Annotated in this window: 9 protein-coding genes; 5 read left to right on the top strand and 4 right to left on the bottom strand. The window is 71.1% G+C overall.

The features are described from left to right. Window position 1: 1 nt before the first annotated feature. Window positions 2–2779, bottom strand: a complete 2778-nt coding sequence (locus GXW78_RS04620) for a phosphoenolpyruvate carboxylase (protein ID WP_211866449.1) — start codon at window positions 2777–2779, stop codon at window positions 2–4. 114 nt (window positions 2780–2893) lie between these two features. Between GXW78_RS04620 and GXW78_RS04615 the strand changes: the two genes are divergently transcribed. Further along, a complete protein-coding gene (locus GXW78_RS04615; protein ID WP_211866447.1) occupies window positions 2894–3871 on the top strand; it encodes a Bug family tripartite tricarboxylate transporter substrate binding protein in 978 nt (325 codons plus the stop codon). Between the two features lie 4 nt (window positions 3872–3875). Continuing rightward, window positions 3876–4853: a glycoside hydrolase family protein gene (locus GXW78_RS04610; protein WP_211866445.1), complete on the top strand. Its 978-nt coding sequence runs from the start codon at window positions 3876–3878 to the stop codon at window positions 4851–4853. 336 nt (window positions 4854–5189) lie between these two features. On the opposite strand, the gene GXW78_RS04605 is transcribed toward GXW78_RS04610, so the two are convergent. After that, complete coding sequence (locus GXW78_RS04605; RefSeq protein ID WP_211866444.1) at window positions 5190–6917, bottom strand: carbamoyltransferase C-terminal domain-containing protein; 1728 nt, start codon at window positions 6915–6917, stop codon at window positions 5190–5192. A gap of 248 nt (window positions 6918–7165) precedes the next feature. Here GXW78_RS04605 and GXW78_RS04600 point away from each other — a divergent pair, with 248 nt between their 5' ends. The 3 genes from GXW78_RS04600 (at window position 7166) to GXW78_RS04590 (ending at window position 10203) form a co-directional block, all read left to right on the top strand. Continuing rightward, the gene (locus tag GXW78_RS04600; protein WP_211866443.1) at window positions 7166–8134 is read left to right on the top strand and encodes a serine hydrolase; all 969 of its coding nucleotides are present in this window, start codon (window positions 7166–7168) and stop codon (window positions 8132–8134) included. 73 nt (window positions 8135–8207) lie between these two features. Then, entirely contained in the window at window positions 8208–9206 is a 999-nt protein-coding gene (locus GXW78_RS04595; protein ID WP_211866442.1) for an NAD(P)H-dependent flavin oxidoreductase, read from the top strand. A 295-nt stretch (window positions 9207–9501) separates the two neighbouring features. Next, complete coding sequence (locus tag GXW78_RS04590; protein WP_211866441.1) at window positions 9502–10203, top strand: hypothetical protein; 702 nt, start codon at window positions 9502–9504, stop codon at window positions 10201–10203. A 16-nt stretch (window positions 10204–10219) separates the two neighbouring features. Here the strand turns inward: GXW78_RS04590 and GXW78_RS04585 are convergent, their stop codons facing one another. Next, a complete protein-coding gene (locus GXW78_RS04585; RefSeq protein ID WP_211866440.1) occupies window positions 10220–11107 on the bottom strand; it encodes a GNAT family N-acetyltransferase in 888 nt (295 codons plus the stop codon). A gap of 118 nt (window positions 11108–11225) precedes the next feature. Continuing rightward, complete coding sequence (locus GXW78_RS04580; protein ID WP_211866439.1) at window positions 11226–12365, bottom strand: DegT/DnrJ/EryC1/StrS family aminotransferase; 1140 nt, start codon at window positions 12363–12365, stop codon at window positions 11226–11228. Between the last annotated feature and the right edge of the window lies 1 nt (window position 12366).

Here is a 12366-nt window from a genome sequence, read left to right as displayed (position 1 = left end):
CTCAGCCGAAGGCGCCGACCTCATGGCTGATCACCGCCGAGCATTCCCGCACCAGCGCAAAGATGCGCCCCATCGGCACGAAGATCGCGGCATGCTCGGCGGCGTAGGACGCCCCTTCGCGCGGCCCCGCCGGTTCGCCGAAATCGAGCCCGCTCGACGGATCGGGGACGGCGGGGAAGATCTCGCCGAGCAGGTCGAGCACCGGCGGGACGTCCAGTTGCAGCAGGCGGGCAATCAGGTTGTCCCGCGTCGCGCCGTGGCGCGGGCTGAACTCCGGCAGCGAGACGGCGAGCAGCCATAGCCGCTGCACGAGGCACAGCCGCAGCGCATGCACCAGCACCAGCCGGTCCGGCATCGCCGGCAGGTCCGGCCAGGCGGCGCGCAAGGCCTGGTGGTCCGCCTGCAGGCGCCGGTACATGCGGCGCGTGGCGGCCGACAGGCCGAGCCGTTCCAGCGCGGCGGAGACGGCCGTCAGGGCCTCCCGCCGCCCCGGCCGCTTCGTGAACCCGGCCCGGTCCAGCCAGGGCGACGGGTCGAGCATGTCGACCGCCGCCCGCAGCACCCCGAGGTCCGAGCACGCCGCCGCCCGCCGCGCCATCGCCAGCGCGCGCGCGAAGCGCGGCGACCGCTCGGCGAGGTCTGCGAAATTGTCGGGATGCGCGACGGCCGCGGCGCCGAGCCCGTGCAGCGTGTTCGCCAGGAAGCCGAGCTGATGCAGGATCGCGTTGTTCGGAATGGCGCGCAGCTGCGACGGATGCGTGATGCGGGCCGGCCCACCGGTGTCGGATTGCCGGGCCGCCGGGCGTGACCCGGTCTTGTCCAGCAGCCCCGGGCCGAAGGCACCGAGCAGCGCGGCATAGCCGGGGTCCTCGACCAGCGTCGCCATCTCGCGGCGGATCGTGGCGAAGAAATCCGTGCCCCAATCCGCTTCCTCATAGATCGGATCGTTGGTCTCGCCGGGCACGGCGAAGGCGTGCTCCGCGATCCGCGCCACCGTCGCGAGGGCGAGGCGGTCGGTCCCGAACAGCAGGTAGCCATCGAGGCCCTGGAAGGCCGTCTCCTCCCGCAGCGGCAGCTTTGCCGTAGCGAGCGCCGCGCGCGCCGCCGGCGGCGAGAGATAGGCGAAGCGATCCGCCAGGCTGTCCGGGTGTCCGCCGCGGCCGATGCTCTCGCCATGGGTGTCGAACAGCACGAGCTCGACGCCTTCCAGCCCGTGGCGACGCATCTGCTCGGCAAGCCGGATCTTCAGCCGTTCCGCCAGGTACGACGCCGCCAGCTGCCCGACATAGCGCCCTGAATCGGAGTAGCCGAACTGCAGGCAGAGCCGGCCATGGCGGCGGATGTAGTCGCGGAAATGCGGGCTCCGCAGCGCTTCCTCCAACACCCGCTCGCCCCGTTCCAGCGCATCCGCCGTCTCGAACAGTGGGGAGATCTCCACCCGGTCGGCGATGCCGAAGCGCTTCGCCAGCCACAGCGCGGCGAGCAGCGTGTAGCCCGTCTCGGTCTCGGCGATCAGGAAGCGGATCGGCTGGCTGCCGTCGACATGCTTGATGACCTGCGCGCAGGTCATCACCAGCCGGACCGCGGAAGCCTGTTCCGCCAGCAGCGAGCCGAAATCGAGCGGGACCGCCTCGACCTCCGCCAGCGCCGCGTTGACCTCGGCGAGCAGCCCGCGCCGCGCGGCGCGATCCTCCGGCGCCGCGGCGATGCCGAGCCGCTGGCGCAGCGCATTGTGCACCTGTGCCGCGTTCAGCCGGACATGTGTGTGCGCCAGCGCCAGCCCATGCGCGGCGAGCCCCGCGCGCTGCACCGCCAGCGCCAGGCGCGCCTCACCGTCCGGCGCCGCATCGACGGCGGCCGGGAACAGCGCAAGCAGCGGGTCGGGCGTCGTCAGCGCCGCTTCCCGGCTGTCGATCATCGCCAAGGCGAAGGCGCGGGTGGTTTCGGCATCGGGCTTCGCCGGCGCGGCGGCCTCCTGCGCGGCGACGGCCGCCTCCGCCTCCCGCGCCCGCGCGACGATCGGCGCGGCGCAGGCGCCGAGCGGCTCCAACCGCCCGGCGAGCCGCGCCAGTTGCAGCCGCTTCATGCGCAGCCGCAACCGGATCGTGTCGTGCCAGCCGATATCGGTGCGGCCGTCGGTGTCGTAGCCGACCCAGCTCGTCAGGATCACCGGCCGGGGGCGAAGCTGCAGCGCGCGCTCCCCCCAATTGGCGCGCGCCGCCTCGAACAGCGCGGCGGACAGGGCATCGAGCGCATCCCGCCCGCGCGCGATCGCCGACGCGGCCTGGGCGAATTCCTCCTCGAGCGTCACCGGCGCCGGCCGATGCGACAGGCCCTCCGGCAGCGCCTCGCCGCCGGCGGCCTCCGCCAGTGCCGTGCCGGTCGCGAGCGGCATGGAGAAGGTCGGGTGCGCGGTGAAGACCGCGGCGAAGCGGGTGCGCTCGACCGCATCGCGGAAGGCCGCGAAGGGAACCGGGCTGTCCTCGGGGTCGGGCCGCACCAGCCGCGCCGCGACGACCGCGAGCGCCGCCGCATCGTCGCCCATGCCGACATAGGCGGCCAGTCGCTGCGCCCGCGCCTGCGCGGCCTCCCGCGCCATGCGGCCGGCCAGTTCCGCCAGCGCCTCGATGCCGACGCGCCCTTCATCGATGGCGCGGCTGAGATCGAGCGCTACCAGCAGCACCGGATCGCCGAAGGGATCGGCCGCCGCGGCCTCCCGCGCCGCGCGCAGGCGGGCCATCAGGTCGGCGAGCAGGTCGGTCGGCGTCGCGTCATTCATCGACGCATGCTGCACCCGCGAAGGAGCCTCTGGCGAGTCTCAAACGCCGGAGGCCGCGTTGCCGGCCTGCGATCCCCATGCCAGCTTCCGCCGATACTGGTGGAGGAAACGCACATGGCCAGCGCATCGCGCCGCCTCGTCCTGGTGGGGGCGGCATCGCTCGCCGCGCCGCGCCTCGCCTTCGCCCAGGCGGGATGGCCGAGCAAGCCGGTGCGGTTGGTGGTGCCCTACGGGGCGGGCAACCTGGCCGACCATGTCGCCCGCGTGCTGGCCGAGGATCTCCAGCAGCGCTGGAACCAGCGTGTCGTCGCCGACAACCAGCCGGGCGCGGGCGGTGCGATCGGTGTCCAGCAGATCGCCCGCGCGGCGCCCGACGGCTACACGCTCGGTCTGGTCGCCATGGCGGCGCTGGTCATCACGCCGCATATGACGCGCGCACCCTACGACCCGTTGCGGGACCTGACGCCGGTTGCCGGCGTCACCGTCTCATCCGGTGCACTGACGTTGCGCAGCGATCTCGGCATCACGACGCTGCCCGATTTCGTCGCGGCGGCGCGGGCGCGGCCGGCGAACGACCCCTTCTTCTACTACTCCGCCGGCAACGGCACCGTGCCGCACCTGAACTTCGAGATCCTGCGGCGCGGGCTGGACTTCCCCGCGCAGCACGTCCCCTACCGCACCAGCCCTGCCGGCCTCGCAGACCTGCTGGCGGGCCGGGTGCAGGCGACGATGGACAGCTTCTCGGTGGTGCAGCCGGCGATCCAGACGGGAGAGCTGCGCGCCGTGGTCGCGACGCCGCGCCGACGCATGCCGGAACTGCCGGATGCGCCCTCGATCGCCGAGGTCGCGCCGCAGGTGGAATTCGCCCATGCCTGGCAGGCGGTACTCGGACCGGCCGGCCTGCCGCGGGAGATCACCGCGCGCATCGCTGCCGACACCAAGGCAGCCCTTGCCGTGCCTGCCTTCGCGACGCGCATGCCGGCCGGGGCAGGCCTGTTCGACCTGGGCCCCGAGGCGCTCGCCGAGCAGATGCGCCGCGACCATGCGCGATTCGGCGCGCTGGTTGCCGAACTCGGCCTGCGATCGGAGTGAAAGAATGACCCGCTACTCAGTCAGCCGCCTACCCGGCAACCCGGCGATCCGCCCGGGCATGGACGACCGCATGGGCGCGAACATCCAGGGCCCGTCGGTCATCCGCGTGCCGGATTGGGTGAAGGATCGCCTCGGCCGCTACTATTGCTACTTCGCCGACCACAAGGGCGACTACATCCGCCTCGCCTATGCCGATGCGCCGGAAGGGCCGTGGAAAGTGCATGCGCCGGGCAGCCTGGCGTTGCCGGACAGCCTGTTCCCGATGACGCCGCCGGCCATCCCGGCCGAGGTCGAGAGCGGCGACCGCCTGCCCGGCCGCGCGCCCGAGGGCACGACCGGCATCCCCGACCCGATGATCGACGCCACCTGCCCGCACATCGCCTCCCCCGACGTGCATGTCGATGAGGCGAACCGGCGGATCGTGATGTATTTCCACGGCCTCGCCGATTTCCGGACGCAGCGCAGCCGCGTCGCGCTGTCCGAGGACGGCATCCGCTTCAAGGCGCTGCCTGACCTGCTCGGCCCATCCTATTTCCGGGTCTTCCACCATGGCGGCTGGACCTATGCGCTTGCCATGCCGGGGATCATGTTCCGCTCCAAGGACGGGCTGACAGGCTTCGAACGCGGCCCGACCCTGTTCCCCGCTACCCAGCGCCACACCGCGCTGCGCCTGCGCGGCGACGCGCTGGAGGTGTTCTGGACGCGGGTCGGCGACACGCCGGAATCGATCCTGCTCTCCACCATCGACCTCACCGGCGACTGGATGTCCTGGCGCGCCGAGGGCGAGACGGTGCTGCTGCGTCCCGAGATGGCGTGGGAAGGCGCCGATCTTCCGCTTGAACGATCCTGGCGCGGGGCGATCAATCACCCGGTCAACCAGCTCCGCGATCCGTGCATCCTGGAGGATGGCGGACGGGTGTTTCTCTACTACGCGGTGCAGGGTGAGGCCGGGATCGGGGTGGCGGCGCTGACGCCCGGCTGATACGCGGCGCGCGACGCTTTTCACGCGAAGGCCAGGAGGGGCTCTGCCCCTCCCGGACCCACCCCGCCAAAGGCCCGAGGCCTTTGGAAACCGTTACTCGGCGCGGTGCACGAAAGGCAGCCGGACGATCGGAGGAAGCTCCTGCGCCCGACGCCTGAGGAGTCTTCCAGGCGCGCGCGCTACGGACGGCTTTCCGCTCGCAACTGACCGCAGGGCCCAACACCAGGTCATGGTTTGCGAAGGCCTCGGGCCTATGCGGACCCAACATGGATGGGCATCCGTGACGGGGTGAGGCTTGGCAAGGGGTTACGCCCGTCTCCAATTCACACGCTGCGCCTACCCCCGCACGAACACCCCGTCCTCCGTCACCACCCCGTCCACGCGATCATCGAGCAGCGCCCGCGCGCATTCCTGCGGCGTGTTGATGATCGGTTCCTCATGCGCGTTGAACGACGTGTTGATCAGCACCGGCACGCCGGTCAGCTTCGCGAATTCCGTGACGATGTCGTGGTACAGTGGGTTGGCGTCGCGGCCGATCACCTGCGGCCGCGCCGTGCCGTCCACATGGACCGAGGCGGCGATGCGGCCGCGCCAATCCGGCTTCACGTCGCAGGTCACGGTCATGAAGCGCGCCGCATAGGCCTTGGCGCGGCCGAGGTCGAAGATCGCATCCGCGTCCTCCTCCCGCACCACTGGCGCGAAGGGCATGAACTCGGACCGGTCCAAGCGGTCGTTCAGGGACTGGTTGATGCCGACGTCGAACGGCGCGGCCAGGATCGATCGCGCGCCGAGCGCGCGCGGGCCGTACTCCATGCCCTTGGTAAAGATCGCCACCGCCTCCCCCGCGGCGAGGCGCTGCGCCGTCGCCGCGGCGGGCGACAGGCCGTCGCTCTCCGCCCCGCGCAGGCCGGGCGTGTCGCCGAGGACGCGGCCGGCCTCCGCCCCCCAGTCGCGTCCGAGATAGAGGTGGTCGAGCCGGTGGCGTTGCCGTAGCCAGGTCGCCATCCCGTCGCGCTCGAGCAGGTATTGCAGCACGCCGCCATATGGCAGCCCCTGGTCGCTCATCGCCGGATAGACGAACATCTCGGCGAGCCCGAAATGATCCGCGAGCTTCTGGTTCAGCCGGACATTGCCGAACACGCCGCCCGACAGGCCGACGCGGCGCGTCCCGCCGGCACGGGCGAGCAGCCGTCCGACCGCCGCGATCGTCGCATCCTCCAGCACCTTCTGCACCGATGCGGCGACGACTTCGCGTGGCTGGCCCCTCGCCCAGTCGTGGACGAAGCCGCGCATCGCCGCGTTGTCGGCGAAGTCGGAGAGCACCTCCCCCACATCAGTCACTGTGAAGCGGGCGGCGAGCGCCGGGGCGATCGCAGGCTCGCCGAAGGCGGCGAGGCCCGTGAGCTTGCCTTCGTGCCGGTTGATGCGGAAGCCGAGCGCCTCCGTGGCATAACCATAGGCCAGGCCGAGGCTGTCGATCCGCATCGGCCGGGCGAGTTCGTCGTCCTCCCCGTACCAGGTGCTGAGGCGGCCCTCGCGGAATGCGCGCAGCGAGTACTGCACATTGTCGCCGCCGCCATCCGACGTGTAGATCAGCGCGTCTTCCCAGTCGGTGTGGAACAGCGTCGGCAGGGCATGGGCCAGGTGGTGGTTGAAGAACCGCACCGGGATGCCGGCGGGCAGGCCGAGATCGGCGAGGAAGCGGGCGGCGTCGAACATCGCCTCGCTGTCGAGGCGGCGGTAGCGGACGCATTCGCGTTCCATCGACTTCTGCTTCTCCCGCCCCGCTGCCGCGCGAGCGGCGCGTTCCACGCGGCGGTCGAACGGCAGGTGCATGTAGTAGCGCATGGGGAACGGACCGCGGCCGAGCACCACGGCACCGATCTCACGACGGTCGGTGCCGGCGATCCGCAGGCACTCCTCCATCGCCTCGATGGGCAGCCTTCCGCCATCGGCCTTGCGGCGCGTCATGCGTTCCTGGGCCACCGCCGCGACCAGGCGGTAGTCATCGCTGAGGCAGGCGGAGGCGTCGTGATAGCCCGAGAAGAGACCGAGTATGAGCATGACGGCGCGACGGTCCCTCCCTGGCCGCCCACGGCGACCGACCGGGCCTGGGGATAGAGCAGATCGCCCGACCGGGGAATGGTCCGCGGTCCGGGCGGGCCGCTCGACGGCGCGGCGCACGTAGCGGGGGTCGCCGGCCAGGATCGCATGCGACGAACCCGGCTTTCGGTGCGGTGCGCGGGATTGCGATTGCCCTCATCGACGCCGGTCGAGCATCGTAGCCGCCCGCCCTGCCCCGAGGTCCCGCCATGCAACGCCGCCGCCTTCCCCTGCTGCTCGCCGCCGGGCCGGTTGCGGGCGCCGTCGCTCAGCCGGCCACGGACGCCGCGCTTGATGAGGCGGTCCGCCGCTTCGCCGGCCTGCCCGGCGACACCGCCGCGCTGATCGACGCCACCGGCCCCAAGGGCCGCCTGCGCGCTGCGCACCGGGAGACGGCGCCCGTCTTCGTCGGAAGCTGCCTCAAGACCTTCATCCTCGGCGCCTGGCTGCAGGAGGTCGAGGCGGGACGGCTCTCGCTCGACGAGCCGCTGCCCGTCAACGACGAGGTCCGCTCCCTGGTCAGCCCGGTCCTCGGCGGCCTCACCGGCACCGCCTCCGCACGCACGGCGCTGGAGGCGATGATCAGCCACAGCGACAACACCGCGACCGACATGGCGCTGCGTCGCATCGGCGCGCCCCGGGTGCGCCGCCTGATTGCCGAGATGGGCCTGGCCGGCAGCACCCGGCTACCCGACAGCACGCGCATCATGTTCTCGACCCTTGCCGGAGCGCCGCCAGGCACCGACCTCGGCTGGGCGCGGGTGCAGGCGCTTGCCGAGGGGCAGGCGACGGGCCCGATGCTGCCGGTGATCAATCCGCACGAGACGATGGTGAGCACGGCACAGGATCTCTGCACCTGGTACGGCCGGGCTCTTGGCGGGGAGGTCTTTGCGCAGCCTTCCTCCCTTGCCGAGTTCAAGCGCATCAGTTCCTGGGCGGATGCCATGCCGCGCGTCGCCCCGGCGGACATCATGGCCTATGGCAAGGGCGGCAGTATCGACTGGAACGGGACGCAGGCCATCGCCGTCGCCGGGCAGATGATAGCCGGCCCCGTGCGGGCGACCTTCTTCTGGGGCGCCAACTGGCCAGGCGAGGCCGACAGCGCGCCGCCGGTGGCGGAGCGGCTCGCCGCCACGCTCCGCGCCGCGCTGGCGCGCACCATCGCCGCCCTCGCCTGACCGATCGGTTGGGCGGACCTCGACAAGCGTCGCCCAACCCGGCAAGGCTTGGCGCGACGTACGAGGAACCGCCATGACCCTGCTCGAAACCCTCAAGGGCCGCCTGCGGCTGCCGCTGATCGGCTCGCCGCTGTTCATCATCTCGGTGCCGGACCTCGTGGTGGCGCAATGCACCTCGGGTGTGATCGGATCCATGCCGTCGCTCAACGCCCGGCCGGTCGAGCAGCTCGACGAGTGGCTCGCCGAGATCAAGGAACGGCTGGCGGCGCATGACGCGGCGTATCCCGACCGCCCCGCCGCCCCCTTCGCCATCAACCTGATCGTGCACCGGTCAAACGATCGGCTGGAGCAGGACCTCGCGCTGTGCGTGAAGCACAAGGTGCCGCTGATCATCAGCAGCCTCGGCGCGCGGCCCGAGGTGAACGACGCCGTCCATTCCTATGGCGGCCACATCATCCACGACGTGATCAACCAGACCTTCGCTCACAAGGCGATCGAGAAAGGCGCCGATGGGCTGGTGCTCGTCGCTGCCGGCGCGGGCGGGCACGCCGGCGCGCAATCCCCCTTCGCGATGCTGCAGGAGACCCGCGCCTGGTTCGACGGGCCGATCGCGCTGTCGGGCGCCATGGCGCATGGCCGCTCAATCCTCGCCGCCGAGGCGATGGGCGCCGACTTCGCCTATATGGGCACGGCCTTCATCGCGACGCAGGAAGCCCGCGCGGTCGAGGATTACAAAGCGATGATCGTCGGCGCCGGCGCGGCGGACATCATCTACACCAACCTCATCACCGGGGTGCACGGCAACTACCTGAAGCCATCGCTGCGCGCCGCGGGCCTGGACCCCGAGAACCTCGCGGGTATCGAGGGATCGCAGATGAACTTCGGCACCGACCGCAAGCGCAAGTGGAAGGACATCTGGGGCGCCGGCCAGTCGGTGAGCGGGCTCAAGGAGATCGTGCCCGCCGCCGCGCTGGTCGACCGGCTGGCAGCGGAATACGCGACAGCGCGACAGCGGCTCGGCGCCGGCTCGCCTCTGGTGAATGCCGGCTGGGGACGGCGGAGCGCCGCCTGATACGACGCTAAGCAACGCCTCGGCCACGGATGCGATCCGCGCGTGGCCTTCGCGTACCGTGGGCAGGCTACGATCCGGCCGAGGCGGCTAATTACCGCTTCGCGCCGTGCTGCGGTATGCAATCGACGGGGAACCGCACGCCGAGTCGTCGTGCCAGGAACGTTTGCGCTCGATGAAGCGTTTCAGGCGCATCCCGCGCCTGTGACCTGGATCGCTATCGGTACGAACACCAGCGCCGTATGCCGCCGCATCGACATTCTACGGATCGAAGGCGACGATGTACGACATCCTCAACATGGCCCGCATTGCCAACGACATCTACACGCGCACGGCTGATTCCAGCATGCTGCGCGACTGGCACACCAGCCAGGTCCAGGACCTGTACGAGAACGACAATTTCTGCGCGCGCGTGTACTGGCGGGGGTCGGGCAACAAGATCGCCTGCGTCTGCTTCCGCGGCACGGCGAACCTGAAGGATGCCGTCGCAGCCGACCTCGGCGGCATCGGCATGGGGCTGAATGCGCTGGCCATGAAGCTGAACGACGCGCTGGAGTTCACCGCCGGCGTCTCGCGCCAGGCCGAGATCACTTGGCTGACCGGCCATTCCCTGGGCGGCGCCTTCGTGCAGATGGTGGGCGCCATCCTAGGCTTGCCGGGCATCACCTGGAACTCGCCGGGCGCGCTCGCGCTGGTCAACCAGCTTTCCTCCAACCCGATCCGCGCCGCGGTGGGTGGTGCGGGGTCGGCGGGCGTCAGCTTCCTCGCGAGCCTCGGCAGCCTCGGGCTGGGCGGCGCGCTGGTGACGGCGCTGAACCAGGCGGTGGCCGCGACCGGCTCCGACGCTTTCGTCCCCATCGCCAATTTCCGCGGGAACTGGGATCCGGTGAGCATGTTCGGCAGCCATGTCGGCATGCCGCTGCAGACCATCGCCTGCCCGACGCAGGCGCCGCACCCGCACAGCATGGAACCGATCATCCAGGCGCTGGAGGCGCGCTGAGCGGCGCGCCGGCCCGTCACATGTATCCCGGATCGGCCGGCACGTAGTTGTCCCAGATGCCGAATGGCCGCGCGGCGAGCAGCACGAAGGGCTCCTCGATCCGCAGGCCGGCTTCGGTCATCGCCGACAGGCCGGGGCCGCAGCGCCCCGGCACGAAGATCGATGCGCTCTTCGCGCCGCCAGAGAGTGCGACGCGGAGCGCCCGTCGCAGCACCCCCGCGACATCCTCGCCGGGCAGGATCGCCGCCGGGCCGACATGGCCTGTTATCGTCGAGACATAGGCATAGCCCACGATCCGGCCGCCGCGCGCGAAGCCGAGCGCGGTCTCGCCGCCGGCCAGCAGCATGGCGTGGTGCCGGTCGCGCCCGAAGCCGAGCACCGCTTCGTCGATCTGACGCATCCAGCTGCTTTCGGCCGGCACGGCATCGAGATCGGGGGCCGGCTCGGGCAACCCTACTGCGCCGGCTGGCGCGGCCATGAGGTAGATCGGCTCGCGCGGAAACATCCCGTGGCGGATGTAGAGTCCGGTCGAGACGCGGTTATAGGCGAAAGTGATGAGCGCAAGGTTTTCGGCACCCCGCCGCCGCGCCTGCTCCATCGTGCGCGACAGCAGCGTCCGGCCAAGGCCACTCCCCTGTTCGCCCGGTTCCACGAAAAGCTGCGCCAGGAACCAGAAGCGCTCGCACATCCAGCTGAAGCCGAAGCCGCGCACCGTGCCCTCGGCCTCGCCTACCCAAAGCCCCGATGGGTCCTCCTCGAGGCAGGGGCGCTGGAAATCGGGCGGGCCGAGCGCCAGCGGGAGGCCGACCCCATGGCGCGCACGTAGGTCGAGGATACCGCGCTCGACAAGGCGCTGGGCCGGGTCGAGATCCTCAGAGGTGGCCGGGCGGATCGCGATCGCCATCGCCGTTCCCTCCCGTGGCCCGCGGCCACGGAGGACGGCATGATCACGGCAAGCGCGACCTCATTTCAACACAAGAGTGACCGCGCGGCTGCCACCACGGGGCATCCGCCCGTTCCCTTCACCCCGCCAGGCCGCGCAGCGCCCCGCAGATCCGCTCCACCTGCGCATCCGACAGTTCCGGATACATCGGGACGCTGAGCACTTCCTCCGCCGCGCGCGCCGTCTCGGCGCAGCCGGCGGGGCCGAGCGGCGTGCGATCCTTGTAGGCCGCCTGGAGATGGACCGGCACCGGGTAGTGAATGCCGGTGCCGACGCCAAGCGCCTTGAAATGCGCCTGCGCCTCGGCCCGGTTCGGGCAGCGCAGGACGTATTGGTGGAAGACGTGGCCGGCGCCCGGCCGGCGCATCGGCGCCTCGATCGGCCCGCCGGCCAGCGCCTCGTCATACGCCGCGGCAATGGCCTGCCGGCGCGCATTGCCGGCATCGAGCGCCGTCAGCTTCACGCGCAGGATCGCCGCCTGCACCTCGTCCAGCCGGGAATTCACGCCGACCATCGCGCTGATGTAGCGCTCCTTCCACCCATACTGGCGGATGGCGGCGATGCGGTCGGCGAGATCGGCATCATCCGTCGCCAGCACCCCGCCATCGCCGAGCGCGCCGAGATTCTTGGTCGGGTACAGGCTGAACGCCGCTGCTGTGCCGAAGGTCCCGAGCTTCTGCCCGTCCAGCGTCGCGCCATGCGCCTGGGCGCAATCCTCGATCAGCGGAATGCCGGCGTCCCGGGTCGCCTCCAGCATGGGACGGAGATCGCAGGCCTGGCCGTACAGATGCACCGGGATCACCGCCTTGATGGGCGGCAGGCCCGGCGGCGGGTCATCGAGGACGGAGAGCAGCTCATCCGCGTCCATGGTGTAGGTGTCGGGGTCGATGTCGAGCAGCAATGGCGTCGCGCCGGTCATCTCGACCGCGGCGACCGTCGCGACCGCGGTGTGGGAGACCGTGGCGACCGTCATCCCCGGCCCGATGCCGAGGCCGCGCAGGATCAGCGCCAGCGCGTCGGTCCCGTTGGCGCAGCCGACGGCGCGGTTCAGGCCGAGCCAGTCGGCGAATTCCGTCTCGAAGGCGGTGCCTTCCTTGCCGAGGATGTACCAGCCGGATTCCAGCGCGCGCGCGACGGCGGCGTCGATCTCGGCCTTCTGCGCGCGGTAGCCGGCGCCGGGGTCGGCCTGCGGGATCGTGGCGAGGGTGGGCGCGTTCATG

Source organism: Neoroseomonas terrae (assembly GCF_018129025.1).
Lineage (GTDB): Bacteria > Pseudomonadota > Alphaproteobacteria > Acetobacterales > Acetobacteraceae > Neoroseomonas > Neoroseomonas terrae.
The sequence above is the reverse complement of the archived record's forward strand: the minus strand, read 5'-3'. Positions and strand labels throughout refer to the sequence as shown.

What these genes read in the sequence shown, in the direction of transcription:
- GXW78_RS04620 (WP_211866449.1), bottom strand. Translation starts at nt 2,779, where the DNA reads ATGAATGACGCGACGCCGACCGACCTGCTCGCCGACCTGATGGCCCGC.
- GXW78_RS04615 (WP_211866447.1), top strand. Translation starts at nt 2,894, where the DNA reads ATGGCCAGCGCATCGCGCCGCCTCGTCCTGGTGGGGGCGGCATCGCTC.
- GXW78_RS04610 (WP_211866445.1), top strand. Translation starts at nt 3,876, where the DNA reads ATGACCCGCTACTCAGTCAGCCGCCTACCCGGCAACCCGGCGATCCGC.
- GXW78_RS04605 (WP_211866444.1), bottom strand. Translation starts at nt 6,917, where the DNA reads ATGCTCATACTCGGTCTCTTCTCGGGCTATCACGACGCCTCCGCCTGC.
- GXW78_RS04600 (WP_211866443.1), top strand. Translation starts at nt 7,166, where the DNA reads ATGCAACGCCGCCGCCTTCCCCTGCTGCTCGCCGCCGGGCCGGTTGCG.
- GXW78_RS04595 (WP_211866442.1), top strand. Translation starts at nt 8,208, where the DNA reads ATGACCCTGCTCGAAACCCTCAAGGGCCGCCTGCGGCTGCCGCTGATC.
- GXW78_RS04590 (WP_211866441.1), top strand. Translation starts at nt 9,502, where the DNA reads ATGGCCCGCATTGCCAACGACATCTACACGCGCACGGCTGATTCCAGC.
- GXW78_RS04585 (WP_211866440.1), bottom strand. Translation starts at nt 11,107, where the DNA reads ATGGCGATCGCGATCCGCCCGGCCACCTCTGAGGATCTCGACCCGGCC.
- GXW78_RS04580 (WP_211866439.1), bottom strand. Translation starts at nt 12,365, where the DNA reads ATGAACGCGCCCACCCTCGCCACGATCCCGCAGGCCGACCCCGGCGCC.